Origin of the sequence: Streptomyces caelestis (genome assembly GCF_001279005.1) — a bacterium.
In the GTDB taxonomy this organism is placed as follows: Bacteria; Actinomycetota; Actinomycetes; order Streptomycetales; family Streptomycetaceae; genus Streptomyces; species Streptomyces heliomycini.
The window spans coordinates 273,819-297,002 of the sequence record NZ_LGCN01000074.1 but is presented as its reverse complement, the minus strand read 5'-3'; the positions used below and the strand labels follow the sequence as shown (position 1 = coordinate 297,002).

Here is a 23,184-nt window from a genome sequence, read left to right as displayed (position 1 = left end):
ACGAGCGCAAAGGCAGCCACTTCCTGGCCTTCCTCGGACTCGCAGCGGTCCTGACCTGCTACAAGAAACTCGCAAAGTTCACCACGTGAGACAAGCTCTCAGTCATTGAGACTCCTCGTGATCGATGCGGGCCAGGACCAGGACGCCTGTGACGGCGGCACTCCAGCCGACAGCCTCCAAAGCCATGTAGGCGACGCGGGCCTGGATGCCGGTCAGGTGGGCCTGCACGGCGCTCGGGTGAGTGGGATGGGTGTCGAGGCGGACATGGGCGTCGATGGCGGGAGTCACGTGGGGTCTCATCTGTTCTGCCCGTGGCCGGGCCTTCGGGTCCGGCCACCGGCGTACTCGGGAGTTATCGGGTTGCTCGTGTGGACCGGGCGGCGTGTGCGGCCGTGGTGGTCGGCGGGCCGGCGCGGATGGCAGGCGCCGGTCGCCGCTGCTGCGGCGGGGTGGTTCCGGTGGCGTTCTGCCAGCGGGTGCGGACGGTGGCGATGTCGGCGAGGGCGCGGCGGGCGCCGACGACGAGCTGGAAGGGGGTGTTCGCCGGGTCGCTGGCGTATGCCTCGATGCGCCGTCCGGTGTGCTCGGCCGTGGCCAGGAGGGAGCGCTGCAGGGCGCGTTCGGCCCAGTGCTCGACGGATCCGGCCGGTTCGGCCAGCATGCGTAGGACCGTGCCTGGTTCACTGCCGCCGTCCAGCAGGCCGCGCTGCTGGGCTTTCCACAGGACGGTGACGGGGTCGATGGGCTCGTTGCGGCGGGCGAGGGTGGTCAGGCACTGCCACAGGCCGGCGTGCAGCGGCAGGGTGAGGTCGTCGGGGATTAGCCACCGCACGGCGTCGATGTCGGCGGGGCGGGCGGTGGCGGTGGCGAGGAGTAGTTGCTCCTCCTCGACCGCCTCGGTGTGGTCAGGGGCGGCGGGGGGCGGTGCCGCGGTGCGGGGGAGGATGCCGGAGCGCGGGGTGAAGCGGTTCGCGATGTCGTCCACGACCGCGGCGAGTGCGTCGGCCTCGGCGAGCACCGTCTGAACGGGGTGGGGGAGGCTGGCGTCGTGGACGGTGTGGATGAGGCGTTCGGCGGCCGTCAGCAGGCGGCGGCGGGCGTGCTCGGCCTCGACCATGCGGGCGTAGGCGGGGGCGTGGCTGGGCCAGGGGCAGACCTGGACGAGGGTGTGCAGGTAGGTGGCGGTCAGACCGCGCGCCTGCTCCTGGCCCGCGGTGAGCACGCGGTCGAGCCACTTGGTGTTCTTCGCGTGCTCGGCGGGGGCGGGTCGCGGCAGGGTGGTGATCGCGGCGTACAGGGCGGCGTGCGCGGCGGTGGAGAACGAGTCGGCGGCGATGCCGCTGACGTCGTCCAGGCGGTGCGGGTCGAGGAGGAGGGCTCCGAGGAGGGCCTGCTCGACGTGGAAGACGGGCTGGGGCGGTGGGGCGGCGTCGAGGTCGTCTTCGGCGGGGTTGGGGGTGTGGGGCATCAGGCGGCGAGGATGAAGTCGTCAGGGTCGAGGGGGAGGCCGAGGTGCGGGGCGAGGAGATGGCCGGCGAGTAGCGGGGGAACGGCGTTGCCGATCTGGGAGAACTGCTGGCCCTTGTTGCCGGCCCAGGGGTAGTCGGCGGGGAAGGTCTGCAGGAGGCCGGCCTCGCGGGCGGTGATCCGGATCGGCTCGGGAACGGCCGGCGCATCGGCTTCTTCGGCTGGCGGTGTGGCGGGTTCGGCGACCCAGGTGCACTCGTTGGCGCGGTGCCCGAAGAACAGCGTGCCAGCTGGCTCCTGGATGGACCGGACGGTGGCGTTGGCCTGGTTGTTGCTGCGCAGGGACCAGGACCAGCGGTGGGCTTCGGCGGTGCACGTGGGCGCCGGAGCGTCGGCCGTACGGTTGTCTCGGGTGCCGTGCCGGGTCGCCCACCCCGTGCCTTCGCGGCGGGACTGCAGAACCACCCCGTCCGGCCGGGGCATCCAGGTGCCGCGCGCCCGGGCGTCGGACAGCGTCTTGCGGGAGCCCGACGGGAACGGTTCGGGTCCGCCTCCGGGCCCACCTCCTGCGCAGACGGTGGGAACGGGCCGGTCTGTCGCGCCCCATCCCAGAGCTTCGGCCATGCTGACCCAGCGGGCACGGCCCGGACCGAACAGCGATTCCGGCTCGGCGAGTTGAGCATGCGTGGGCGTGGGCGGCTGCGCCGTACGAACGCGGGAGGCCAGGAGGATCGCTCGCTTCCTGGTCTGCGGGACGCCGAAGTCGGCGGCGTTGAGGATCCCGCACCAGACGGAAAACCCCCACCCGCGCAGGACGGCCGCGTACTGCTTCCACAAGGGCAGCACGTCCGGTACTTCCTCCATGGCGACCCAGTCGGGCTCGCCGACCGTATTCAGCGCGTACAGGTAGCGCATCGGCTCGGCGGCGAGCAGGGAGCGCTCGTCACGACAGGCGGCGAGGAGGCGCTCGCGGGTGTCGCGCCCGGCGGCCAGGTCTTCGACCGCCGCGTGCACCAGCGGCTGGTCGACCAGGCCGAGGCGCTTGCCGGCCATGCTCCACGCCTGACACGGCGGCGAAGCGATCACACCGCGGGTGCGGCCGAGGAACGGCCAGGCCGGATACCTCGCCACGTCGCACCGGATGGTCAACTGCCCTGCCGCAGCACGCGTCTTACACGCCCACTGATCCCATTCCAGCCCGACGTCGCGCACGCCCAGGACGTGCAGTGCCGTGCTCCAGCCGCCCGGTCCGTTGTGTCGGCAGAGACTGTGTCCCCCGCAGGTCGTGTCGCTTCGGGCTAGGGTTGAGCTTCTGGTCCGTGTCGCGTTATGACGAGCTGCGGTGTCCCTTTCCCGGCTGCTGACCGTGAGGGACATCACATCTCGCGGCCTGGTCTGACGTGGGGTAAGTCTGCACTCGCAGACGACAGATGCTCTACAAGCGGCGCCGGGAGGGAGTCCCTCTTGATCATTTCGAGCAGAGCCCTTGTCGCCATCTGACGGGCCGTAAACTGTGGGGGTCGTTGAGGCTGCCCTGGGCAAGCGAGCCGGGTGGCAGCCGGTGTGTGCCGTGATTCTCTCGGAGGAGCGCAGCGATGAACGATGGGCTTGTGCCCTCCAGTGGTATGACGCGGAGGTCGTTCGCGTTATGGAGCACCCTTTCGGTCTGTTCCCTTGCGGGGGTTTCTGGTTGTCTGGGCGGCAGCGATGCAGATGACAAGGGTCGAAATGCTCATCGCTGCCCGTCCTGGCCCAAGTCGAGCGCGTCACCTGGAGCGCCCACATGGCCAGTACCGTTCACAGGATTGCGCGAGTCGCTTTCCTTGACCAACACATGGCTGTTCGGGGCGGGGACCGACCGCGCCGTGTGGCTACGGGACGCACGTAGCGGACGCCTGATATGGCGCACCCCCGTAGGAAAGGGCGGCAGCCCGGACAAAGTTAGTCAACCTCACTACCCGCAATTGGTCGTGGCCAAAGGCCAGGTCCTATTCGGAGGTGGAACCGGGGACCCGACTGGTGAGGTGGTAGCGCTCTGTGCAGCCGACGGTACGGAAATGTGGCGCCGAACGCTTCCTGGCAAGCAGGTCTCTGAGATCGCAAGATCTGGCGATGTTGCTGTAGCGGCCACCCAAAAATCTGTATTCGGGTTGTCCGCGGCGACGGGTGAGATCCTCTGGCAGACCGAGGTCTTCCAGGGGAGGATGATCGAGGCGCATGGCGAGACGTTCATCCTCGTTCATGGGAACGGCGATCCATTCGGGGCGACGGCGCTAGACCGCAAGACCGGAAAGGTGATCTGGTCTGAGAATATTCGGGGTGCTAACTCGGTAGAATTCAGGGTGGCCGGCGATCTGGTCCACATGGTTGGCTCTCGTGTTGTTGAGCAGGGCCAGGACGACGGGACGACTCTGTTCGTGCCCACCCGGGGGGAGGTTCGCACAGTCTCCACCGATACCAACCGCGTCCAGTGGGCTCGAACACTGCAGCCCCTGGATGTAGATTCCTCACTTGTGGGCAACGGCTTTCTCTATCTGCCCTCTGGTGACCGGCTCCTAGCCCTGCATGGTGACACGGGGAAGGCGGCCTGGTCCATTCCGCTACCGGAGCCGGAAGCTCCAACGGTCATGGTTCTTCACGATGGGCTTCTTATCGCCAATTTCACCATTCCTATTGATGGTGCCTATCCTGTGCTCGGCCTCGATGCTAAAACTGGAAAGGAGCGGTGGCGGCTAAAGGCTGAGTCCACATACGAGCTTATTCCCGGACCTCCGGGAGCGGTGTTGGCCAACGCCGGGTCAAAAGTAGTTGCCATTGATACCACGGTTGGCGAGGTTATCTGGTCGGCGCCAATGAAAGGTGCGGTCCAGATTATTGCAGGTGACGTGGTGTACGCGGGCAACATGGAAGAGCTCACGGCTTACGACGTCACCACCGGTGATCTGTTTTATAGCTAATCCCTCCCGACTGTAGCTCGATCATGAACAGTCGAAAATCCCCAGAAGGGAATGTCCGCCTGTGCCACCGCAGCAGGGAACGAACCCGCCTGTGCCACCGCAGCAGGGAACGAACCCGCCTGTGCCACCCCGCCTGTGCCACCGCAGCAGGGAACGAACCCGCCTGTGCCACCGCAGCAGGGAACGAACCCGCCTGTGCCACCGCAGCAGGGAACGAACCCGCCTGTGGGACAGGCAGATGGGTGGCGCGCGCCAAGTACGGTGATCTCCCTTGCCGCTGCGGCGATTTCCCTTGCTGCACTGGTCCTTAGCATCATTGCTTTGGTCCCGGCCTTCGACTCGGCGGAGACCGCGAAGACGGAGTCTGAGCGCAGGGGACTCTTGGAAGTTACTGCGGTAAGCGCAGGCTTCACCGACAAGCTGGACGGGGTGGAGAAATCTACTGACTCGGAGAAGAAGGTGACGGGACTTAGTGGTCCTGCGGTTGACATCTCTGTCCGTAATCGTGGTAGCGGTTCTGCGATCATCACGAAGGTAACCGTGAGCGTGGCAAGGTCCGAAAGCCTTGCAACCTGCGGGGGTACAGGTGGGGATCTGGGTATCGCAGCGCACTATGCCGTCGAAATTCCAATGTCAAAGAAACCACCCTTCACTAAGGCGACGACGGAGGACGTTCGGTTCGATGTGAAGTCGGGAGAAAACGACCGATTCTCCCTGACGATCGGCCCCGATTCAGAGGAAGCAGGTAAGGCGCCTTGGATCGGAGTTGTTACGATTACACTTCATGATGCAGACGGTAGCGACCTCGATATCGGCCCCCTCGCGCTCGTGAGTGAGGGCGAGGACGAGAACTTTTATCCCAGCGGCTTCTCCTGGAAAATCAGCCCCGCAAGCTCAAGCTGTATGCCCAGTAACGCCCGCACGGTGCAAGAAGTGATGCAAATTCCCGGCATCACGGCGTCAAAGGAGTTCGCTGCTCTCCACCGTGCACTGCGCCCCTATCGGTGAGAAGCCACTGGGCAGGGTCTTTACGGCGTCAGCTGCACGATCCGCACGGGGCTGTTCCGGGGCGGGTGGCGGGTAGGCGGCGGACGTTGCCGAGGGCTGCGGCTTGTTCCCGTAGACGTACGATCTCGTCGTGCTGTGCGGCCAAGCGTGAGACGGCGAGTTCCTTGAACGCAGTGAGCTCGGCTACGGTCTCGTCCCTCCTGGTCAGGCGTTCCTTGAGCTCGGTGACCTTGGTCTTGAGCCGCTCGATTTGCGCGATCCGCGGGTCGACGACTTCGCCGGCCTGCTGCAGAGTGAGAAGGCGTCGCTCGAACTCTTCGGCGAGGTGCTGGTAGGGGCCGGGGCGGGTGGTGCCGTTCCGGTTCTTCTTCGCGTAGAACGCGGTGCGTGTCACGCCGGCTTCGGCGGCCAGTGTCTTGATGTCGCAGCTGCCGCCGGGCGGGAGGTCACCCTTCAGTAGCCGGTCCATTGCGGCCCGGACGGCCTGCTCGTTGCGGGCGCGGGTTTCTGTGCTGATGCGTGCCATGAGGTGGGGTTTCTCCTTACGTGGTGGCGGCGTCGATCGTGGCAAGCACCTTTACGTCCCGATCCAAGTCGGCCTGCAGCCGGGCCTTTTCGGTCTTGTGGTTGCGGCCGATCGATTCGATGAAGACCTGCTTGTTCCGTACGCTCTCGGCCCACACCGGGCGGTGGCAGGGATGGTGGGTGGCTTGTGGGCAGCGGGCGGAATCGCACATGCCCGCCAGCGGCTTCGTCGCGTTCGGGGTGCCGGCCAGTTTCAGGCACAGCGCCTTGGAGGGGTCGATGAACCAGCAGTAGTTCGCCACCCCCAGGTGCAGGACGCCGGCGATCTCGGCGAGGAGGGCTCTGACCTCCTGGTCACTGCCGACGACGGTGGCGTCCTCTGCGGCGGCGCGGGCCAGCTTCCCGTCGATGCTGGCGAAGAAGCTGATCAGGTCACGGGCGCCGGGACCTGCCGGCATTTCGCCCTGCTGGTAGCGGCGGTACTCGGCCAGCACGAGGTCCTTGTTGCGTTCTGCTTCCTCGGCGTTGACCTCCGCGAGGAACTTGGCCTGTGCCCCACCCGGACGGGCCGCATATCCTTCCGTTGTCACCACAGACAAGTGCTTGAGCTGCACCTTTGCGGCGAGCAGGCCACCGGGGCGGTAGGCGATCTCCAAGGCGAGTGTGCGCCTGAGCATCCTCGTCGTCAGTTGTCCCTCCGGGATCGGAGTCAGCCCCAGCGCCTGTCCTGCGGAGCCGTTGACCCACTGGCGGAACAGCGTGAAGCGGTCGTTGTCGAGCGGCGAGGTGAGCAGGGGATCACCGATCTCGGCGCCCGGGCCCAGGAGCTGCTCGGCGACCTCTGCCGCCTGATACGCCTCCCAGATCACGACCCACTCGTCAGGCACACCGCCCAGCGGCTTTCCCTTGACGACCCGACTCGCCAGCTTGTACCTCTTCAGCCCCGGGCCGGCCTTGATCGGGGGCACACGGCACCCCACATTCATCTCGCGCAGTTCGCTCTGGCGCATACCGGAAAGAGCCACGATGACCACGTGCGAGGCGGTCTTCACCACGCCGGTGAGCGCCCGCAGGCCACGCTCGGACAGCAGCCCTGACCAGGGCACCTCCCCTTGGCCGTCGGCTCGCTCCACCATGTCGGCCCCGCGGCAGAACGGTTCCTCGATCCCAACGCCCTCCACCGCTTCCTCCAGGACGTCGCGCACCGCCCTCAACGTGGAAGGGTTGATCTCCCTCCGGCCGGCTTCCGCGGCGAGGGCGTAGAGGTTGACCTGGCCCAACGGGTCGTCCTTGCTGATCCACTTCCTGGTCTTGGCCCAGTTGACGTTCCGGTCGAAGGGACGCTGCTCTTCGACATGACGGAGGATGACCGCCTCGAGTTCGCCCAGGTCCATACGTGCTGCGGGCAGCGCTGCCCGGCGGGCGACATAGCGCCGCTTGGCGTCGAGTTCGCGGAGCAGGGGCGGGGCCAGAGTCTGGACGAGGTAGAGGGCTGCACCCAGGAGCGGCTGAAACGTCGGATCCGCGACCGGCGGCGTCTTGTTGGCGTTGCCGCTGGGCTTGCTGGTGGCCCGTCCGGGAAACGGCCGCAGCCCGGGGTGGTAGCGGTCGGTGGTGAACAACTCGCCGTAACGGGCCAGGCCGATGATCGTCAGCTCGACCGCTCTGCGGACGCTGGGGCGGTCGTGTGTCTTCTTGCCGTTGGGACGGTGGGTGGCGCGGTACTGCGCGAAGGACGTGCAGTGATGTTCAGTGACTTCGCCGAGCTCGATGACCCCCTGGGCGGTCAGCCAGTTCAGCCAACGGACCAGTTCCAGCAGCTCGGTGTAGAGGCTGTTGACGACGCGGACCGTCCGGTTGGCGTACGGCAGCGTCCGTACGGCTTCGTGCCCGGGGGCCATCTGCGCGGCGATGTACTCCTTGGCCACCGTCTTCCACCGTTCATTGATGATCCCCGAGAAGTCCAGGCGCCGTGCGCACTTCGACACGTAGGCGGGGATGCCGATGACCTGGGTGAAGACCCAAACGTCGTCCTCGAAGACTGAGCGGACTGCCTTGATGGGGAGGACGAAGCCGGCCAGGCCGCAGATGTCAGCCCCGGCGAAGGGCGACGACACGCTTCCGGACAGCGGGACCCCGGGATGGGCGATGGTGCTCACAGGGTGCTCTCCTCGGGCAGGAGCGGTATCTCGGCGTCGGTGTCCGTGACGTGGGCAGCAGCCGTAGCGAGCTGCGTGGGGTCGTACTTGACCAGGACTTCCTCGATGCGCTGGGCATAGTGGCCGAAGACGGCCATGAACTGCGCGGCGGGCATCTGTTGCCACTGCCGGGCGAAGAACGCCTTCATGCGCAGGAGGTTCGCCGCGTGCCGCGGCGTGAACAGAGCGAGTGGACACAGAAGGCACACCCAGGGGCGAGCCGGGCACGGCTTTCCCTTCGGGCCGTGCACGCCGGCGGTCGGATCGATGCAGGACGCCACGAACACATCGCGCTGGCCACCCACGAGCTCGGCGATCGCCCGATCGTCCAGCTCCAGCTCGCTGACCAGCTGCGGGAACTGGCGGGCCAGGTCTGCGACTTGTTCGTCCGACAGAACCATGGGCGGTTGGCCCCGGCGGAGGAGATCGCCCTGAGCCTGCTCGACGATGTCTTCCAGGGCACTCTTCTGGGCCTCAGTCATCGCGGACAGGTAGTGGTCGCCTTCTACTGCCGGGGTGTGGTTGGGGTCGATCGTCGAGCGCCGGCTGCCGATCCAGGAAGAGCGGTCCCGGTGGGACTCGAACGTCGTGCGGATCCGATGGCGGTGCACAACCACCGGTGCCCCGTTGGCGTCGACCACCCCCGCATCGTGAGACCAGTCGACGATGGTGGACTTGTAGGGGCGTCCATATCTCCACGGCCCCAGGCCCTCGTCGCCCGAGCGACGCGAGGTGTAGGCGAGCCACAGCCACAGCCTGTTGCGCAGCTGTGGCGGACAATGCGACCTCGCCAGGTCGGCATAGTCGAGCCAGCGCTCCAGCACCCGTACGGCCTTGCTCGGCAGCGTGATGCTCTCCTCGGACGTACGGCCCTTGATATAGCGGACCAACACCGCGGCGTCGCCGGCCCAGTCAAGGCCGTCGATACCCAGATCGGCGATGCCGTCCGGCACGATGCCGCTGTACACGCCGAACAACACCTGGTATGCGATGACGACGCGAGCGCTGGGGAAGAGCGCTTCACGTGCTTCCACGAAGAAGCGCTGGTTACCATCACCGATTCGGTAGCGCATCTGGTTGTACGACAAGCCGACGCGCTCGCCCAACGACCTTGGCGTTGCGGGACCGTGGTGCACCATCAGCCAGAAGATGTTCTCTCTCGTCCAGCCATGCATGTACGGGTCCTGGCCGGCCTCCGCCGTTGCTCGGGCCGCCCGGTACGCGGCCCATGACTCCTTGGCGATCGTTCGGGCTGCACGGGTCAGCCCTGCCCAGGCGACCTCGTCGTACGGCGGCAGCGGCTCGCTGTTCGGATGCCGGTTGTACAGACGCCCTCGGACCAGTTCCCGGACGTCCGGAGCCAGCACGGAGGTCTCGGCGTCCAGGGCGGCGAGCATGCGGCGGCTCTCCGACTCTCGCCGATTTCCCGCCTCCCACCACAACGCTGCGAGTCCGGCGCGGGTCAGTCCTGCTGCCCCGCCCCGGTGACCACGCATTTCCAGTTCTCCGACGAACCAGTCGATGGTCCCCTTGTACTTCTCCGCGGTCCGGTGCGAGTCACCCTGGCCATGCGGATGCATCAGATAGACCAGGCCCGTCAGCAACTCGCGGACGAGTACGGGGTTGACCGAGTCGTCGACAATCAGGGTCGACGTGGTGCCGCTGGTGAACGTGCAGAACAGCCGCAGCGGGTTCTCCAAGATCTCCGCGGGCATCAGATATCGTCCTCATCGAAGTCGTCGAACTCGGCATCGGCCTCGCGTTCGGCCTCGGCGAGCAGACCGTGGTCATGGCCCGCCCGCTCATATGCCTCGCGGTAGATCCGGGTCGTATCCAGGCGGCGGAGGTACACCTCCGTGGTAAGAGTGCTGGTATGACCGAGGAGGTCACGCAGGATCATCACCGGGTCGTTCTTGCGCAGGTAGAGCGCAAGGGCCGCGTCCGCGTCGGTGTCCTTGACGAGCTTCGCGAGCTGGGCGTAGTAGCCGCCGATCAACATCTCGAGCGTCCTGATCGCGAACGTATGACGGCACCGGTGCGGGGAAGTATGCGGGAAACGCGGATCGAATCGATCCCTGATCCGCTCCGACGTTCGCTTGAAGACCGTCGGCCAGTCGCGAAACGGACTCCCGTCACTCTGCACGGCGAGCAGCATCGATCCGCCATCAGGCCGGACCAGACACCGACGTTCCCGCGGGGTCAACTCGGCCCACAGCACGCGCTCACCATCAACTCGGCCACCGATCTCGTCTGCCTCGGTCACCACCAGGGGCGACCCCCACTTGGCCGGCGGAATCCATGACGAGCGAGCCACCGCAACAGCACGCTGCAACCGCAAGTACTGGTGCAGTCGGGCGAGCGGGTCGTATGTCGTCCACGTGGCGCGGAACTTCCGGCCCTTCGTGACCCCGGCCGGAACCGGCACCCAGATCGGCAACTCGGTCCGGCGGGGCGGTAGCGGCGGAACCTCGCACTCCAACATGTACGTGAACTCCTGCCGCCGCAGCCCGCTGGACAGCACATAGCCGCCCACCGCCGCGTTGCGTGCCGTCGTCCGGCCCCGGTAGAGACTGTCCTCGGCGCCGTCCGGGCGCAGACCGCCCAGCCCTTTCAGGAAGGTGTCCTCGAAGTCCTTCTCGAAGTACTTGATCGTCACGTGCGGCTTCGGCGTCCGCCGCTTGGACAGGTTCGCCGACTGCAGGCGCACCTGGTCGCCGTACGCCGTGACGGCCTGCTTGTAGGTGAACGGCACCGCGGTCGTGAGCTCTTCGCCCTCGGCCCACCCATAGAACAGGGACAGGATGCTCATGTGCTGGTTCCAGGTGGATGCGGCGAACCGTTCCTTCAGCGGGCCGCAGGCGCGGTGTACCGCGTAGGCACTCAGGCCGCGCCGCAACTCGCGACGGTTGTCGAAGAGTTGGATGCCCCGGCTGGCCAGGAAGAGCGTCCAGTCCCGCACAACCCGAACGTAGGTTTCCCAGGAGTTCGGGGCCGGGCATCCGTTTGTCGGGAGTTCCTGGGCCCACCGGTTGATCACGGTCGTGACGCGAGGGCCGGCCGAGTCCTCGAAGAGGAGGTCGTCATCGAGCAGGATCGGCATCCGGTCCGGAATGACCGGTTGACTCGATAGTCCCCAGGACTCCCAGGTGGCAGAGGAGAAGAACGTCATCAGCATGGCGGGGACCGTACCTATGCGACTCAAGCGACTGCAAAGCGCAAACGTGCTGGTCGCTGGGGCGCTGGGTCGTAATGAGACGCTGCAGTTCTGCTCACAGAAGGCCCCGCGAAGAGGTCGAGTATCACGTGGCCAGCCCGAAGTCGTCCTGCGTCAGCGCGTCGGCGTCTCCGCGGCACGCCCAGGGCGAGCAGCCGTCCTCGACACCGTTCTCCAGGACGTCGGCGTCGGCCGCGCTGGTAGAGCAGACCGAGCGGCTGAGCGGCGGCGGGCCGGTAGGCGTTGCGCAGGTGCTCGGCGGCCCGGGTCGCGGCTTCGGCCTGCTGGGCGTGGCCCTTCCTCGCATGCCAGTGGGCGGCGGCAGTGACGAGGAAGAACAGCATGTCGATCGCCATAGCGGTGGCGGCACCGTCCTCGCCCCGGCCGAGGGCCGGACCTCCGTGGACGAGGTCGCGGGCTGCCTGCCGCAAGGCCCGGTCGTGTCCCCGCGCAGCGCGTACGTGGGAACGCGAGGCCCGCTCGAACGCGAAGGCCGCGTCGCGTAGTTCGCTGCGGGTGTGGGCGGCGGACGTTTTCGCGAGGGCGTCCAGGACCTCGCCGGTCGCGGAGATGTACGCGACAGCAACTGCGTCGTCACCGTACTCGACAGCCCCGATTGCCCCCCACGCAACCGTGGCCGTCCGGCGACGCGCTGCAGAAGGGCTGTTGGGCGAGGCATTGCCAGGGGAATCTGGCGACGCCGTCTTGTCGAAGTCGGCGGACCATCGCTCCCGGATGCGCGGCAGGGACAGATCCGGGGCGAGGCGCGCGCCGGGGTAGAACACGGGCTCACCGTCTTTGTTGCGGTCATCCGGCAGGGCCACCTTGTAGCCGAGCAGGTCGCCGGATGGCGCCTCGCGCTTGCGGATCAGCAGGCCGGCGGCGGCGAGGCGGTCGAAGAACTCCTCTTCGCTTCTGGCGCCGGCCACCGCTCGACGTACGCTCTCGCGCAGTTCTTCGCGCGCGGTGCGCTCGCGGCCCTGGCGCTGGGCCTTGTGGCGCTCGGCGCTGGTCGGGCGCTGCGCTGCGGTCCCATCCCCGGTGCTGAGCTGCTTGAGCCCGTACTCGGCTTCGATCAGGCGGGCTTCGGCCTGAGATCGCTTGGCGTCGTTGTTGAGCCGGGGGCGCCGGCCGTCCTCGCGGACGAGCGTGGCAATGATGTGGACGTGGTCGTCGGCGTGGCGCACGGCCGCCCAGCGGCACCCCGCCTCGTCGGCGGCCGGCGCGATGCCGGTCGCGGCGACCATGCGTCGGGCGATCTCGCCCCATTGCTCGTCGGAGAGAACCGGGTCATCCGGTGCGGCCCGGACCGAAAGGTGCCAGACGTGCTTCGCCGGGCGTCGCGACTCCGCGAGCGCCTGGACGGGCTGGTCCAGGAGCTGCTGCAGCTGTCTCTTCGTAGCGTGCGGATCGCGCCCGGGGTCGGGAGCGAAGCTGTCCCAGGCCGCCACGAGATGCGGGTCGACATGCTCCTCGTGGGTCCCTTTGCCGTAGAGGTAGTTGAGCAGACCGAACGTGGTCGAGCCGCGTTTGTGGACGCGCGGGATCATCCGGTTCGCGTTTCGGTGTCGAGGTAGTGCTGGATGAAGGAGTCCACGCGCTGGGTGACGCGCTGGACGGCGCCGAGTACGGCTTCGGCGTACGGGACGTCGGCACCAGAGTTGATGGCTTTGGCTACCTGGTTGAGGTTGTTACCGATGTGGCCGAGGTGCCGGCGCACAGCGAAGAGTTCGCTGTGGACTTCTCGTTGGGTGGCGATTTCCGCTGCTGTGCGGTCGAGGTCGCGGGCGGCATTGAGAGCGGCGTGGGCGAGGAAACTGGCGACGCTCATGTTGCATACGGCGGCTGCTCGGGTGAGGAGTTGGTACTCGTCGTCGTTCATGCGGCAGCTGGGCTGGCGTATGCGTTTGTTCTCATCGCGCAGGCGTTCACGCTGCTGCACATGCGGCTTGGAAGGGGCGGTGTGCGTGCAGTGCGCACTGTGGCAGGTGTGTTGGTCCTGCTTCCCAGGATGCGAGCCGCCCTCGGTCGCATCCTCACGGGTCGGCGCCCCCCGGTGCCGGTCCGCTCCCGCCGCTTCAGGAGCGGGGGACGCAAGAGCATTGCTCCCGACGGGAGCAATGCTCTTGCGATAACTTGCTCGCCCCGAGACCGAGTTGGAGCCGGGATCAGGTTCCGGGGTGGTGCCGTTCTTGCGTGCGTTCGTCATCGGGATTCGGGCCTCGTAGAGCGGGTGCGGTGCTGGATGGTTGCGGCCAGCGCGAGGACATCGGCTGGGCTGGCAAGGACGCGGACCGGTCTGCTGGGACGGTCCTGGACGAGCCACTGCCCGGTCGGCGTGAGGACGACGGCGTGGAGGAGTTGCCGGCGGACCAGGACGTCCGCCCAGGCATTGGCCTCGGCGGTGGCGGGCTGGGAAGAGCGAGGGGGACGCGGGGTCACGGGGTACCTCCTTAAGAGGGGCGGTGGCCCCGCGTGGGACCGGGCCACCTTTACGGGTACAGGCTTTGCTCAGAAGTTTTGCCAGCTCAGCCACACTCGGGGCAGCGCCCGACATGGCTGTTGAGCGCGCGAGCCATCCGCTGTTTCGCCGAGGCAGCCTGCTTCGCACTGGACTTCGCCGCCGGCCTGCCCGCATGCCGCTCGGAGTGAGCGAGCATGAATCCGATCTCTCGCTCGTACTCCGCACGGACGATCTTGAACTGGTGGCAGGTCTTCATCGGGCGGTGCTCCTCGTCGTTGTGATGTCCCCGTTCCGCAGCTCCTGAAGGACGAGGCCGAGTCGGTCGTTACCGACACCCGTCAGGCCCTGGCGGCGGATGATTTCGCGCAGCTGCACCCGAGTGATTGCGCCATTGCCGTCCCGTTCAAGCAGGGCGGGAACATGGGGGCGCACCTCACGGACAAGCTGGCGCTCGGACTCACCCAGCTCGCGTGCCTGGCGCTCCGTCTGCGGAGAGCGGGACCGGGCAGGCTTGTCCTTGTTCTTTGCCCGGGACGTCCTGGCTGGCTCCCGGCGAAGCGGGACCTTGTGTCCTCGGTCCTGGGTGGTCTCGGTCCCGGACTGTGGGGTGGCCGGTCCTCGGTCCTGGGTGGTCTCGGTCCCGGACTGTGGGGTGGCCGGTCCTCGGTTTTCGGTGGCCTCGGTTCCCGACTTTGCGATGCCCGGCCCCCGATGAGAATACGGGCCCTGAGCTGCTACTTCTTGCGTGTTGTGGTCGGTCCTCATGGCCGCTGCGTCCCGCGCTGCGGCTTCCGGACCGGCGAGTTCGGTCCCCGGGACCGCACCGTCTTCAGAGAGCTTGGTTCCCGCGGCCGTTCCCGTTGCGCCGGCCTTGGTCCCCGCGCCGACCTTGGCTTCAGGGTCCGCCTCCTCGGGGACCGGTCCCCGAGGAGTCCTCGGTCCTCGGTCCCGGACCGGCTCGTCGGAACCGTCGGGACCGGGGACGGGGACCGGCACATTCGATGTCGGCTGTGCGGGGACCGTGGCCGCCGATGCGCTGCTGTGCGTCGGGGACCAGGGAGAAGGGAGCGGGACCGTGGCGAGCGCGAGCGCGTGTCGCCGAGCGGCAAGTTGGTCGAGCATCTGCGCCCGCTGGAGGGGATCGGTGCCGACCGAAGCCCTGCCGACCGCCTTCGACAGGCGTCGCGTCAGCCGTCGGCCGCGACGGCTCTGCTGCTGCTCGGGTGTGTGTTCGGCGAGGCGGGCGGCGAGGGCGACCGCACGGGCGGTGGCCCGGTCCCGGGTGATCTGCGCGGCGTCGCGGTCTCGCGCGGCGATGCCCAGGCGGGACAGCAGCCGTTCGCGTGCCTCCCGGCCCAGGACAGCGATCAGTCCGTGCGAGGCTGCACCCGGGGTGCGCAGGCGCAGTTCGATGCCCATGGCCAGGTGCCACAGCATCGCCGCCATGACCGGTCCGACGAAGGCGCGGACCGTGCCGCCGACAGGGCCGCTCTCGGCGTAGGCGGGGATCACTTGCACCGTGGTGATCACCCAGACCAGCGTGCCCGGCAGGCCGGGAGCGCCCTGGACGGCGAGGTTCTGCCGTGCCATCAGCGCGGTGGCGAACAAGGCGAGTTCGGCGGCGGCGAACATGCCGGCGCGCTCGGCGGTACCGGCCATGTCCAGGTAGTCGGCGGCGAAGCGCCAGCTTGTGTCGGCGCTGTAGGCGGTGCAGCCCAGGGCGGCGACGGCGGCGACCTTGACCGCAGGGCCGCCGAGACGTTTCTGCGGGCGGGTTCCCCGGCGCCGGATCGCCCAGGCGGTCAGCATGAACGCGAGGGCGGCGGGCACGACGGCGGCGAGGAGGAGAGGGAGGTCCGAAGTAGCACCGAAGGCGAGGACGGGGTGGGTCATGCTGCCTTTCCGAGAGGGGCGGGCGCCGGGTTCGACGCTGCCGGGCGGCCTGTCGGCTGCTGAGCACCGGGAACTGCGGGCGCGGGGGTGCCCTTGGCCTTGGAGGTCTTCTTCCGCTTCTTCTTGGAGCGGGGCACGCCGTAATTGCGGTCGCGGTCGAAGACCTTGTTGGCCGCTTGCCGGAGCAGGTCGCGGGCGTGCTTGTGGCTGATCTGCAGGGCGGCGGCGAGCCGGTCGGGCTGCCAGCCCCGGACGTAGGCGTGGTCGATGACCACCTGCCGCTCGGCTTCCGTCAGGTGCACGTCGCGTCCATGGAAGAAGGCGGTCACACGCCGGTAGTCCAGGCGCCGGTGCAGGTTGTCGTGCAGCGGGCGCCGCTCGGCTTCGGTGAGCCCGCCCCAGACGCCCTCCTTGAGGACGTTCTCCAGGGCGAAGTCCAGGCACGCGCGGCGGACGGGGCACCAGCCGCACAGCTCCTTCGCCTCCGCGATCTCCTCGTGATCGCGGGGCCCGGGGAAGAACACGGCGTCGGCGTCCTCGACGTCCATGCCGTGGCACGCTCCGCGGGTGTGCCAACTGGTGTCTCCGATGCCGCGCAGGCCGGTGGTCGGCGCGTCGAGGGTGGTGATGTGGCGCAAGGCGAGTCTCCGATGTGCTGCCGCACCGGCCGGCTAGCGCGGTGCTCGGTGGGTGCGGCGTCGGGTGCCGGCTGCGGCGCGTGGGCGTGCGCCGCAGCCGGTGCGGGACGGTGATGTTGCGGCGGTGCAGTGGACGGGATGCACGCGCCGGAGGCGCCGGTCAGGCCAGGGCGGGTTGCTGGTCCTGTTCGGTGTGCTGGGCCTGCTGGGCGGCGAGGTCGAGGCGGCCGGGGTGCGGGGTGGCGCGCGGCGTGATGGCGCGTACCCCGTCGTTAGGGCCGATCCGGCGGCGGCGACACGGCTCGCCGACCGGGGCCAGGCACCACTCGCATCGCACGCTCAGGGCATCAGGCAGCCCCTGCGCGACAGCGGCTTCGCGTGCTGCCCGGGCGGGCCGGAACGGTATGAGAGCAGCTCGGGCGGCGGGCGGTATGCAGGAGCCGATCTGGTCCAGCCGAGCCTGCAGCCTGGGGTTGACCCCCTCCTGGCTGCTGGTGATGGCCCGGGCCTGCGTGGGCTGCGCTATGCCGGCGGCGACAGCGCGGCGGGTGCCGACCAGCTCTGCGGTCCAGGCGGCCTGGTCGTCCGGGTCCGCGGACGGTGTGGGGTCGGAGTGGAGGGCCAGGCGGTTGCGCCGGTAGCTCTCCCAGGGGCGGACCACGTCCGCGGGCTGGATCTGGTACGGCGAGGTGCGGTAGTGCTGGCGGGCGGCGGCGAGGGCGTCCCAGCCGTGCGGGGTGGCCATCGGCACATCACCGAGCAGCTCGTGCCACTGTGCGAGTTGATCGCGGGCCTCGCCCTCGTCGGTGCGGATGCTACGGGGGTCGAGTCGGCCGATGTAGGCCAGCAGGGCGGCGATTTCACGGCGGTCCACGGTCAGCCCTCCGTTCCGGTCGGCTCGTCCAGGGCGGCGAGAAGGGCGGCGGTGTGCTTCTCGGCCCGCGTCATGCCACCGGGCGCGGTGGTGTTCTGGCCGGGCACGGCGTAGAGGTTCGGGCGGCTGGGGGCATGCTCCCGGGTGATCCAGGAGCGCCAGTCGGCAGCCCAGGCTTCCGCCGGCCTCGGGGCGTGGGCCGCCCGGTGGGCACGCCACTTCGCGTCGGCGGCCTGCAAGCCCTGCTTGCCGAGGCGGTCGAGGTGTCCCTGCTGGCGGGCCCAGGTGTGGGTGGCGGGGTCGACCTGCCACTCGGCAGCCGAGGTGACCGCAGCACCACCACTGCTGTACCTCCGGTTCACATCAGGTTCACTACGGTTCTGTGTGCCGGTGGCCGGTACATCGCTGTACCGGTGGCCGGTACGCCGCTGTGCCGGTTTCCGTCGCGACCTGCCGGTTTCCGGTACTGCCGGATTCCGGATCCTCGCGGGGGATTCCGGCACCTCACGCGGGCGGATTCCGTACCGCCGCAGGGCCGACAGCCGGAGCTTCGCAGGGCCGGCGGGCTCGTCCGACACTGCCGTGTCGCCCGTTTCCTCCCGCTGCTCTCGAAACGCCTGGGCGACCGCTTCGGCGGCGAGAGGCAGGCGATAGACCGTGCTGCGCTGCGGGCCCACCAGGTCGTCGAGCTGTTCCAGCTCGCCGGCCAGGAGCAGACGCTCGATGGCTTCGCGCACCGTGGAGACCGAGGCGTGCGTGCGCTTGGCCAGGCCGGACAGCGAGGCCCAGGAGATGCACTGATCGTCGGCCACCCGGTCGGCGATCGACAGCAGGACCAGACGCGCGGCCCCTCGGCTGGAGCTGTGCTCCCACACCCACTCGCGGGCTTCGCTGCTCATCGGCCGCTCCCTGCAAGCGGGCGGGAGCGTCGGCTCGCCGGGGTCAGGGTGGTGCGGTCCGACTCGGGGCGCTGAGGCGCCGAGGCGGAGCTAGCTGCCGCGCAGGCCGGACGGAAGGGCCTTTTACGCAGGGCGGAGCGCATGCAAGAATCTCCTTTGGTGTTGCCACGCTGAGACGCCCCGTGGAAGGGATCAGCGTGGTGATGGTGGCGATCTCCGCCCTTGCCGGGGCGGTACAGCCGTTAAGCGTCCGGCGTCCGGGAGTTGCAGCTCTCGGGCGCCGTCGCTGTATCCAGGGACCTATGAGGCCCGGAGGTTGTGCACGTCATTGCTCCTGTGCTCGTCCATGCGGGCGGTCTGCCCGGCGGGGGACGACGAACATACGCACGGCTCCGCGTCAAGGTCGAGAGTTGGTTCTTAAACCCTGTAGAAGTCGCGTGAGCTGCTGCGACGAGGGTGGAGCGAGCATGGGCGAGTCCTAGCGCGTACGTATGCCGCGAAGGCCGGGCAAGGAGCGCTTACCGCGCCTTGTCGACGTCGCAACACTTCAGTGAAGCTGTGATCGAGAACCTACGCCAAAGTGATCCCTGTCTGTCAACACTGAAGTGAAGCTCCTCAGGCTTTGGTCTTAGGAACTACACTGCAGTACAGTCCAGGCTTCAACGTCTAGATGGGAGGAGTCGGTGATGGTGGAGTCCAGCGGACCGGCGCAGGCACCCGGTGGCGCCGCCGGCGCTCGGCGCTCATTTGCCGACAAGCTCAACCACCTGTTTCAGACCGTGACGAACCCGGAGACCGGTAAGCGCTACACCAACGCCGAGGTCGCCCGGGCGATCTCCGTGTCCGAGAGTGCGATCTCGCAGTTGCGGACCGGCGCTAAGCCCAACCCCACCTACACGACGGTGGAACGTCTTGCCGGCCACTTCCACGTCAAAGAGCAGTACTTCTTCTCTGACTACGACCTCGAGGAGGCCGAGAAGGTGCGCGCTTCCATGGAGCTGATCGAGGCCGTGGCCGACAGTGACGTGCGCGGCCTTGCGCTTCGAGCCAACGGCCTCTCGGCGGAGAGCTTGAAAATGATCACCGACGTGATCAATCAGGCGCGCCGATGGGAAGGGCTCGACAAGCCCAAGCAGTGATGTGACTGCTCTCACCGGCTGGGTGGATATGACTGGTATGCCGCACCCGGTCCTTCAAGATCGTCTTGGGTAACCGTCTATGCGTGTGCAAAGCTCTGCTGGAGCCACTCGGAGTGGCGGATTCCGGTTAGCGCAGGCCGTGTCAGCGCTCATTCGGGGGCTACAGCAAGGATCTCGTCCATGTTCAATCGGCAATTTGCGCGCAGAGAGGCGCAGCTGAGGCGACTGTGCGAGGAGCAGCTGCGGGGGATCGAGATACCTGATCCCTACGCGGTGGACGAAATATGTCGGCAGCTCGCCATCAAGCGTGGCCGCCCTCTGCACCTCCACGAATTGCCTGAAACCGGAGGGGCCAACTCTCCCTGTGGAATGGTCCTCTCTTTCGACCACGAGGACCACATCTTCCACGTCGCGGCTACCAGCGAACGGCATCGCGCGCAGATCGTGCGCCACGAGCTGGCGCACCTGCTACTCGGGCATGCCGGAAATAACGAGAGCGTCGTCAACTCCCTGCTGGCGATCCTCCCCGACGGAGTCGATCCCTCCGCCGTGCTCTCCGCTTTCGGTCGGACGAGCTACGACAGTGAAACCGAGTACGACGCCGAGATGGCTGCCTCTTGCCTGGGGGAGCTGTTTCAGGATCTCGCCCACTCGATCCGGGAACGAGGCCGGTCCGGCGTGGTGTCGCGGCTCGACGACGCTCTGGTCCACCCCCGGAGGAACCGCCGCTCATGAGTACATCCACCATCGTCGCCGGCGTCCTCTGGCTGGTGGCTCTGTGGCGACTGCCGTCCATCCGGCACTCCCACAAGCAGCGAAGCCTGGCGCTGACCCTGGTGACTCTCGCGGTTGCCATGACGTTCGAGGTTCCGCAGGTCAAAGAGGCAGTCGATGCCGCCGTCGGTACAGACGCCAGGCTGTCGCCGCTGCTGAAACACATGCTCGGCGTTACCTCGGCGGCGTACCTGCTCGACTTCGTCATCGCAGTTGTTCGACCGCAGGGCCTGGCGCGTCGCACCCGGCTGGTGGCAGCCAGCGTGACGCTGCCCCTCATGCTCGCCTTCTACGCCTTGGCCAACTGGACGCCGGGAGGGCCTGTCAGGCTCGGAGAGGGCCATGGTGCCCTTTTCCCTGTCCTCTACATGGCGGTCTTCACGCTCTACATCGGCATCGCCATGGTCGTAGCGACATGGCTGTTCCTCGGCGGCGTACGCCACAGCCGAACTCTCCTCGGGAAGGCCGGCCTCGGATTTCTGGGCTTGGGAACCCTGCTCGGAAGTCTGTACGCCCTCCAACGCATCGTCTTTGTGACGGTTCAGCTCGCCTCGGGCACCAACTACCCAGGCTTGGAGAACCTTCTCTCCACGACACTCAAGCAGGCCACGGTCCTGTCGGTCGCGCTCGGCGTCTGCTTGCCTCCTCTCTCCGTCGCCGTTGAGTACGTCGCGGCGTGGAGCACCCTGCGCAGGCTGCGGCCCCTGTGGGCGCAGCTCACGGAAGCAGCCCCGTACGTGGTGCTGGCGACCTCCGTGCGTAGAAGGCGCGTCCCCTTCCGGCTGGAGCGGTGCGTTATCGAGATCGAGGATGCCTGCCTGGCGCTTCGCGAGTACGTGTCAGTCGACACGCACGCAAAGGCTCGGAAGTTCGTCCGCCAGAAAGGGGTCGATGCGCAACACTCTGATGCAGTCGCGGAAGCCTGTTGGTTGCGTGCAGCCGTCCAGAGCGCCCGAAATGGGGAACGTTTGCGGGGAGTTGAATACCCATCCCTCGGCGTCACTGGGCGGGACAGAGTGAGTGAACTGTCATGGTTGCGCACCGTTGCCGATGCATACCTCTCCTCTCCAATCGTTTCGGAATTCGTCCGGCAAGAGCAGTCGACCATTTCCCACGGGCAGGGCGATTCGGAAAGGATCTCCTCACATGACAACTGATGTCCGCCGCAGCGAGTCGCGGCTGGCGCGCCGCATTACGGACTGGCTCGAGCCGAAGAACTGGATCATCGCTGTCACCCTGCTGGTCGGTTGGCACACCGCGCAATGGACAGGCGTTGCCTGGGGAGTGGTCGGCGCCCTTTTCGCCGCCGTCATCCCGATCGCCTTCATCAAGTCCGGCATTCGCAAGGGCCACTGGGGCGACAGACATGTCGGGGAGAAGCCGGCACGGCTTGTCGTGATGGCCGTCATTCTGCTCTCAGTAGCCACCGGCATCGTCCTGATGCTCGTTGCGGGGGCGCCGCGCACCATGGTTGGCCTCATAGTCTCGATGCTGGTGACGCTCGCGATCCTCACCGCAATCACCTTCGCCTGGAAGATCTCCGTTCACCAGGCCGTGTCCGCAGGCGCCTGCGCGATGCTCGTGCAGACCTACGGCCCGTGGATGGCCCTCGGCTTCCTTCTGGTCATCGTCGTCGGATGGTCCCGCGTTGAATTGCGCGACCACACGCGCAACCAGGTGATCGCAGGCACCATCCTCGGCACCATTGTCGCGGCGGCCGTCTTCCACCTGGCGCGCTGATCCGACTTCGGGGCGTAACCGAGGGAGCTGCCGGGACAGTGATCTCAGCGGCGGACATTACTGACGCGCGAGCGTGACATCCGTAGTTGGGGAGGTTACCTACAGTAATGGTGGGGCGCGGAGCCGTCGGCGTCAGCGTTCGGGCTTGGGCGGACGCTGCATCAGCGCGGCCGTGGCCTGCTCCAGCGTGACTTTGCCACTCAACAGTGCCGTAACGACGTAGGTGATCGGCATGTCGACGCCGTGGGCCTGCGCCAAGCCGAGAATCGCCTCGGCGCTCTTGACACCCTCGGTGGTCTGCCGGGTGGCGGCGGTCGCTTCTTCGACGCTCAGCCCTTTGCCGAGGTGCGTGCCGAAGGTGCGGTTGCGGGAGAGCGGGGATGAGCAGGTGGCGATGAGGTCGCCGAGGCCGGCCAGTCCTGCGAGGGTGGCGGGGTGCGCGCCCAGCGCCATGGCCAGCCGGGTGGTCTCTGCGAGGCCGCGGGTGATCAGCATGGCCTGCGCGTTGTGGCCCAGGCCCATGCCTGAGGCGATGCCGACGGCAAGCGCGATGACGTTTTTCACCGCGCCGCCGAGCTCGCAGCCGGTCACGTCGGTGCTGGTGTAGGGCCTGAAGCAGCTGGTGTGGCACACCTGCTGGACGCGGATGGCGGTGGCTTCGTCGGGGCAGGCGACGGTCGCGGCGGCGGGCTGTCCGGCCATGATTTCGCGGGCGAGGTTCGGCCCCGACAACACGGCCACCCGCTTGGCGGGGATGCCGGTCACCTCGGTGATGACCTCGCTCGCCCGCAGGTCGGTGTCGCGTTCGATGCCCTTCATCAGCGACACGATTACGGTGTCGCGTCCGATGTGCGGCGTCCACAAGGCGAGGCTTTCCCGAAGGGACTGCGCAGGGATGGACAGTACGAGGAAATCCGCACCGTCCAGGGCGGTGGCCGGGTCGGTCGTGGCCGTCAGCGTCTGGGGCAGGTCCACGTCCGGGAAGTAGCCGGGGTTGCGGTGCTCGCGGTTGATCGCGTCGGCGATCTCGCCACGACGGGCGTGCACGATCACGTCGGTGCCTGCGTCGGCCATGATCTTGGCAACGGCGGTGCCCCAGGACCCGGCAGAGAACACCGCCGCGCGGGCGAGACGGAGCTGGCTCACTGCGAAGTCCTTCCAAGAAGGGTGGACCTACCGCCGGGGCAGCGGTGGGGTCTGGCCACCCTATCGATTGGGCCCGATGTCTCCGGGCTCGCAGTGGGGCGGCGCCGAGTGAGCAGGACAGCCCGGCGGCCAGAGAGGGTGGGCAGCATCTCGTGTGCCTCCCCGAGGATGGCCAAAGCGCGTCGAGACCACCATCAGCCATCTCGTAGCTGTCCACGTGCACCAGGACCTCGACCGCCGCTGCTGCA

The 23,184-nt window shown here is 67.6% G+C and carries 22 protein-coding genes; 6 read left to right on the top strand and 16 right to left on the bottom strand.

Features of this window, described 5'->3' with window-relative positions:
- Positions 1-102: 102 nt before the first annotated feature.
- From ADK41_RS08175 to ADK41_RS08165, 3 genes are all read right to left on the bottom strand, one after another.
- Complete coding sequence (locus ADK41_RS08175) at positions 103-288, bottom strand: hypothetical protein (RefSeq protein WP_030827552.1); 186 nt, start codon at positions 286-288, stop codon at positions 103-105.
- 64 nt (positions 289-352) lie between these two features.
- Positions 353-1,468: a DnaB-like helicase N-terminal domain-containing protein gene (locus tag ADK41_RS08170; protein WP_030827549.1), complete on the bottom strand. Its 1,116-nt coding sequence runs from the start codon at positions 1,466-1,468 to the stop codon at positions 353-355.
- Positions 1,468-2,520, bottom strand: coding sequence for a DNA cytosine methyltransferase (locus ADK41_RS08165; protein ID WP_030827546.1), 1,053 nt, complete (start codon positions 2,518-2,520; stop codon positions 1,468-1,470). The genes ADK41_RS08170 and ADK41_RS08165 overlap by 1 nt, the downstream gene beginning before the upstream one ends.
- Positions 2,521-3,062: 542 nt before the next feature.
- Between ADK41_RS08165 and ADK41_RS38925 the strand changes: the two genes are divergently transcribed.
- Positions 3,063-4,424: a PQQ-like beta-propeller repeat protein gene (locus ADK41_RS38925; protein WP_078940485.1), complete on the top strand. Its 1,362-nt coding sequence runs from the start codon at positions 3,063-3,065 to the stop codon at positions 4,422-4,424.
- Between the two features lie 225 nt (positions 4,425-4,649).
- A complete protein-coding gene (locus ADK41_RS42465; RefSeq protein WP_159044636.1) occupies positions 4,650-5,432 on the top strand; it encodes a hypothetical protein in 783 nt (260 codons plus the stop codon).
- 28 nt (positions 5,433-5,460) lie between these two features.
- Here ADK41_RS42465 and ADK41_RS08155 read toward each other — a convergent pair whose 3' ends face one another.
- The 12 genes from ADK41_RS08155 to ADK41_RS08100 all read right to left on the bottom strand — a co-directional run bounded on the left by ADK41_RS08155 (position 5,461) and on the right by ADK41_RS08100 (position 18,137).
- Positions 5,461-5,958 carry a hypothetical protein gene (locus tag ADK41_RS08155; protein WP_030827543.1) on the bottom strand — a complete coding sequence of 166 codons (498 nt, stop codon included), beginning with the start codon at positions 5,956-5,958 and terminating at the stop codon, positions 5,461-5,463.
- A 16-nt stretch (positions 5,959-5,974) separates the two neighbouring features.
- Positions 5,975-8,116: a hypothetical protein gene (locus ADK41_RS08150; protein ID WP_051843189.1), complete on the bottom strand. Its 2,142-nt coding sequence runs from the start codon at positions 8,114-8,116 to the stop codon at positions 5,975-5,977.
- Positions 8,113-9,870, bottom strand: coding sequence for a hypothetical protein (locus ADK41_RS08145; RefSeq protein ID WP_030827537.1), 1,758 nt, complete (start codon positions 9,868-9,870; stop codon positions 8,113-8,115). Before ADK41_RS08145 ends, ADK41_RS08150 begins: the two co-directional genes overlap by 4 nt.
- Positions 9,870-11,330 (bottom strand): site-specific integrase, encoded by a 1,461-nt coding sequence (locus ADK41_RS08140; protein ID WP_051843188.1) that lies wholly within the window; start codon positions 11,328-11,330, stop codon positions 9,870-9,872. Before ADK41_RS08140 ends, ADK41_RS08145 begins: the two co-directional genes overlap by 1 nt.
- 23 nt (positions 11,331-11,353) lie before the next feature.
- Entirely contained in the window at positions 11,354-12,919 is a 1,566-nt protein-coding gene (locus ADK41_RS08135) for a relaxase/mobilization nuclease domain-containing protein (protein WP_078661961.1), read from the bottom strand.
- On the bottom strand, positions 12,916-13,311 hold the full coding sequence (locus ADK41_RS42955) for a plasmid mobilization protein (RefSeq protein WP_078661960.1): 396 nt from the start codon (positions 13,309-13,311) through the stop codon (positions 12,916-12,918). The genes ADK41_RS08135 and ADK41_RS42955 overlap by 4 nt, the downstream gene beginning before the upstream one ends.
- Positions 13,312-13,574: 263 nt before the next feature.
- Positions 13,575-13,811 carry a hypothetical protein gene (locus ADK41_RS08125; protein ID WP_030827525.1) on the bottom strand — a complete coding sequence of 79 codons (237 nt, stop codon included), beginning with the start codon at positions 13,809-13,811 and terminating at the stop codon, positions 13,575-13,577.
- Between the two features lie 86 nt (positions 13,812-13,897).
- Positions 13,898-14,089, bottom strand: a complete 192-nt coding sequence (locus ADK41_RS08120; RefSeq protein WP_030827515.1) for a hypothetical protein — start codon at positions 14,087-14,089, stop codon at positions 13,898-13,900.
- The gene (locus tag ADK41_RS08115) at positions 14,086-15,726 is read right to left on the bottom strand and encodes a hypothetical protein (protein WP_030827512.1); all 1,641 of its coding nucleotides are present in this window, start codon (positions 15,724-15,726) and stop codon (positions 14,086-14,088) included. The genes ADK41_RS08120 and ADK41_RS08115 overlap by 4 nt, the downstream gene beginning before the upstream one ends.
- Positions 15,723-16,364: a WhiB family transcriptional regulator gene (locus ADK41_RS08110; RefSeq protein WP_030827509.1), complete on the bottom strand. Its 642-nt coding sequence runs from the start codon at positions 16,362-16,364 to the stop codon at positions 15,723-15,725. Before ADK41_RS08110 ends, ADK41_RS08115 begins: the two co-directional genes overlap by 4 nt.
- A gap of 160 nt (positions 16,365-16,524) precedes the next feature.
- The gene (locus tag ADK41_RS08105; protein WP_030827497.1) at positions 16,525-17,238 is read right to left on the bottom strand and encodes a zinc finger domain-containing protein; all 714 of its coding nucleotides are present in this window, start codon (positions 17,236-17,238) and stop codon (positions 16,525-16,527) included.
- A 2-nt stretch (positions 17,239-17,240) separates the two neighbouring features.
- Entirely contained in the window at positions 17,241-18,137 is an 897-nt protein-coding gene (locus ADK41_RS08100) for a helix-turn-helix domain-containing protein (RefSeq protein WP_030827495.1), read from the bottom strand.
- Between the two features lie 686 nt (positions 18,138-18,823).
- Here ADK41_RS08100 and ADK41_RS08095 point away from each other — a divergent pair.
- The 4 genes from ADK41_RS08095 to ADK41_RS08080 all read left to right on the top strand — a co-directional run bounded on the left by ADK41_RS08095 (position 18,824) and on the right by ADK41_RS08080 (position 21,790).
- A complete protein-coding gene (locus ADK41_RS08095) occupies positions 18,824-19,276 on the top strand; it encodes a helix-turn-helix domain-containing protein (RefSeq protein ID WP_030827492.1) in 453 nt (150 codons plus the stop codon).
- Positions 19,277-19,456: 180 nt separating this feature from the next.
- Entirely contained in the window at positions 19,457-20,011 is a 555-nt protein-coding gene (locus ADK41_RS08090; RefSeq protein WP_030827487.1) for a hypothetical protein, read from the top strand.
- The gene (locus ADK41_RS08085; protein WP_030827477.1) at positions 20,008-21,207 is read left to right on the top strand and encodes an MAB_1171c family putative transporter; all 1,200 of its coding nucleotides are present in this window, start codon (positions 20,008-20,010) and stop codon (positions 21,205-21,207) included. Before ADK41_RS08090 ends, ADK41_RS08085 begins: the two co-directional genes overlap by 4 nt.
- Entirely contained in the window at positions 21,197-21,790 is a 594-nt protein-coding gene (locus ADK41_RS08080; RefSeq protein WP_030827474.1) for a hypothetical protein, read from the top strand. The genes ADK41_RS08085 and ADK41_RS08080 overlap by 11 nt, the downstream gene beginning before the upstream one ends.
- 132 nt (positions 21,791-21,922) lie before the next feature.
- On the opposite strand, the gene ADK41_RS08075 is transcribed toward ADK41_RS08080, so the two are convergent.
- Positions 21,923-22,936 (bottom strand): NAD(P)H-dependent glycerol-3-phosphate dehydrogenase, encoded by a 1,014-nt coding sequence (locus tag ADK41_RS08075; protein ID WP_030827471.1) that lies wholly within the window; start codon positions 22,934-22,936, stop codon positions 21,923-21,925.
- Between the last annotated feature and the right edge of the window lie 248 nt (positions 22,937-23,184).